Here is a 3,439-nt window from a genome sequence, read left to right on the forward strand (position 1 = left end):
GAAGTTTTCTTCGCGGCAGCTACTGCGAGTTTCTCAACTGGGGCCGATTTAGTCACCGTATCACCCGACGGTCGACCGGCCCGCCATCACGGCGCGGATTCGATTTCAAACGAAGGCCGTATCGGTATTTTGCTGCTAACCAAGGAGGATTGAAGCCCATCGATCTTGCCGTTTATATAAAATAGTGTATAACTGGTATAGCGTCCGCAAGCCCATTCGATTCGTCGCAAACTCGTTGGAGGAATTGCAAGAGTTTCCGCAGGATGCGCGCCGTGCAGCCGGATATCAGCTCGATCGCATCCAGCGTCGCAGCGAACCTGAAGGCTGGAAACCGCTTGCTACGATTGGTCCGGGCGTCGGCGAATTGCGGATCCGGGCTTTTTCGGGAGCATTTCGCGTCATTTATGTGGCCCGTTTCGAAGAGGCGGTTTACGTGCTGCATTGCTTCCAAAAGACCACGCGCAAAACGGCGCAACCGGACTTGAAAACCGCGCGTTCGCGTTATCGCTTTGTCGTCAGGAGCCGCTTGTGAAGATCCGTGAGTTCAAGAATATCTGGGACGCGATCGAGCATGACCCGAATGTCACGGCCAGTCTATCCGCTCGCTCCGACCTGATGATCGCAATAACGGCAATGATTCGCCAGCGTGGACTGACCCAATCCGAAGCGGCGAAACTGCTCCGCGTCACGCAGCCACGAGTCTCGAACCTTATGCGGGGCCGGATCGATCGTTTTTCGCTCGATGGGCTGATCGATATGGCCGTTACTATCGGGCTCACCCCGCGCATCAGTTTCGAGCGTCGAAGGGAGAGCCGCAGGCCGAAGCGCGCGACCAAGAAGCCTATCGCAGCGTCGCCGACGATTTGATTGATGCGCGACTTTAGTGATTTAGTTATCGTTGAGCTTCAAGTCCCTTTAGGGTCGCTCCCCGCGGGCTTTGCGCTCCTCGATCGCGTCGAGGCAACGCATGGTTTAGTCATGGGCATTCGGCTTCAACGCGGACCAAATGCAAAACCAGGTTCGCCCATGGCCGCTAGGACGAATGACCATACGTCAGCCGTTTCCTCTATGCGCTGCCCGCGAGTACCGCCCATACCGTGGCCGCCGTCCATGTCTAGGCGCAACAGGACCGGCTTGCCCGAGCTTGTAGCGGTCTGCAGGCGCGCAGCGAACTTGGCCGGCTGCCATGACGCCACGCGCGGGTCATTAATTCCCGTGGTCAGGATCACGGCGGGATAGGCCGTGCCGACGACCACGCGGTGATAAGGGCTGACTGGCAGCATGGCCAAGAACTGGTACTTGCGCTTGACCGAGCCGAACTCCGCAACGTTGGCGGGGCCGGTGCCCTCGTTTTCAGTGCGCAACAAATCCGCCAGACCAACGGCATGGTTCGCTGCGGCGAACAAGTCCGGCCGCTCCGTGATGGCGCCGCCGATAGTGATGCCGCCGGCGCTCGCGCCGGTACCGGCCAGCTTCGCCGGGCTGGTGTAGCCCTGCTGGATGAGTGTCTCGGCGCAGGAAATGAAGTCGAGAATGGTGTTCGATTTGTTCAATATCTGGCCGGCGCGGTGCCATTCCTCGCCGTACTCGCCGCCACCACGAACATGCGCGATGGCAATCACGCCGCCGCGTTCCAGCCAGGCCAAGTTCATGGCATCGAAGCGTGGCTCCCGCGAGATGCCATAGGCACCGTAACCCGTAAGGATGGTCGGCCTCGCACCATCCAGTGCCAAACCCTTGCGATAGATGACCGTTAGCGGAATGCGCACGCGATCATGGCTCAGCGCAAATAGCTGTTTTGATTCGATGCTGCTGAAGTCGGCCGGCGCCGGCGCGAGCAGGCCGGTATCGCGTGTCGTGCTCGCACTTACATTGAGAACTCGCTGGGATTGGGTCCAGCCTTCCATCTTGACCAGCACGCCGTCGCGCAGCGGGTTCCCAGCGATCTCGCGTACGCTGCCGGCGAAGGGCAGCTTGACTGCCTGCGCCGTGCCCTTTCCAAATGGGACGCGGAACAGCTTGCCTACTCCGGCTTCCATGCCTTTCACGTACAGGCCGTCACGAGCCACGGCAGCATCGTCAAGTACCGCGGTGCCGGGCGGCAGTACCAGTTCGGGCGCGGCCTCGGGATGGGCGAGGTCGATCTTCAACAGCTTGTTGCGCGGCGCGGCATCGTGGCTCAGCACATACAGCTTCTGGCCTGCCACATAGCCTCGGAACCATTGGTCGGCGGGGCTGGCCAGCCTGCGCCATTTGGCATGGCCGGCAAGCACATCGGCCAGCGGAGCGGTAAAGAAATGCCGCTCGCTAGCGACGCCCGGAACGGTTGTCGCGACGACGTAACGGCCGCCAGGCGCCAGGCGTAGATAGGTGTAGTCGGCAGGCTCGAAGGGGAATTCTGGGTACACGCCGTAGCCGAACACCACGGGATCTTGCTCTAGCGCCCGCCCGAGCTTGTGCAGGTACACGCGGGTCTTGTTGTAGCGCTCGCCCTCGGGCGCGCGCACATAGAAGAAATGCTTACCGTCCTCTAGCCAGACCACGGTCCACGAACCACCGTAGACACGGTCTATGCGTTCGTCGAGAAACTTGCCGGTATTAACGTCCAGCACATGCAGCACCGACTTTTCCGACCCGCCGGCAGCGAGGCCAACCGACACCATGCTGCCATCCCTTGACGGCGTGAATTCGCTGATCGCCATTCTTTGGCCGCCGCTGCTCAGCGCTTCCGGGTCCAGCAATACCCGGGATGTGCCGTTGCCGTTCTCGCGAATCAACAGCCGCCAGGTGTTCTGGCCAGGTTCGAGCCCAAGGTAGAACAGATGCTTGCCGCCCCATGCGAGATCCGTGACGTTGCCGGTGGCCTGCGCCAGTCGGCGCAGCCGCTCAAGCAGCGCCGGCCGGCCGGGAATTGTGTCGAGCTCCTGGCGGGCGTAGCCCGCCTGCTTGCCGATCCAGTCGCGGAATTCGGCGCTGTCCATTTGCTCCATCCAGCGGTACGGGTCGCTGATCGATACGCCGTGGTAGGTATCGACCACTGGGTGGCTGGGCGTTGCAGGCGGTGCATCGCTTGCGGCCAGCGCGAGCGTTGAAGCAAAGGGGAGCAAAGCAAGACCGAGGGTGGCGAGCAGGCCAGAGCGTAGGATTTTCAAAGCGGCGCTTCCAGGAAATCGTTGTATGAGTTCGCGAATGGTCGATGCCTGGCACAGTGCCATCGATCTTGACGCAGGCCTCGGACTCTAACCCGCCGGCGAGGACCATCGACAGGGTGATCGCCGCGCTTAAGCAGAGCGGGCGGCAGGAAACCGCTCCATAGCACGCGCTGGCGCCCTTGCAGCCTCGTCCTCCCGATTCCGTGGCGGTGCGCTCGTCTCTGGCGAGATCAAAAGCTTCCTGGAGATGGCTGCTACCTGATCGACGGCCGCGAGAAACGCTGCTT

At 61.4% G+C, this 3,439-nt stretch carries 4 protein-coding genes; 2 read left to right on the forward strand and 2 right to left on the reverse strand.

The window, feature by feature from the left end; translation table 11 throughout:
• The first annotated feature begins 184 nt into the window (after nucleotides 1-184).
• Together H0V78_05620 and H0V78_05625 are read left to right on the forward strand one after the other, a co-directional pair.
• Nucleotides 185-532, forward strand: coding sequence for a type II toxin-antitoxin system RelE/ParE family toxin (locus H0V78_05620; protein ID MBA2351268.1), 348 nt, complete (start codon nucleotides 185-187; stop codon nucleotides 530-532).
• A gap of 83 nt (nucleotides 533-615) precedes the next feature.
• Nucleotides 616-867 (forward strand): XRE family transcriptional regulator, encoded by a 252-nt coding sequence (locus H0V78_05625; GenBank protein ID MBA2351269.1) that lies wholly within the window; start codon nucleotides 616-618, stop codon nucleotides 865-867.
• A 125-nt stretch (nucleotides 868-992) separates the two neighbouring features.
• Here the strand turns inward: H0V78_05625 and H0V78_05630 are convergent, their stop codons facing one another.
• Together H0V78_05630 and H0V78_05635 are read right to left on the reverse strand one after the other, a co-directional pair.
• A complete protein-coding gene (locus H0V78_05630) occupies nucleotides 993-3,152 on the reverse strand; it encodes a S9 family peptidase (GenBank protein MBA2351270.1) in 2,160 nt (719 codons plus the stop codon).
• A gap of 129 nt (nucleotides 3,153-3,281) precedes the next feature.
• Nucleotides 3,282-3,439: DUF2277 family protein (locus tag H0V78_05635; GenBank protein MBA2351271.1), on the reverse strand; the 158-nt coding region annotated here is incomplete at its 5' end.

This window comes from Burkholderiales bacterium, assembly GCA_013695435.1.
Classification (GTDB): Bacteria; Pseudomonadota; Gammaproteobacteria; order Burkholderiales; family JACMKV01; genus JACMKV01.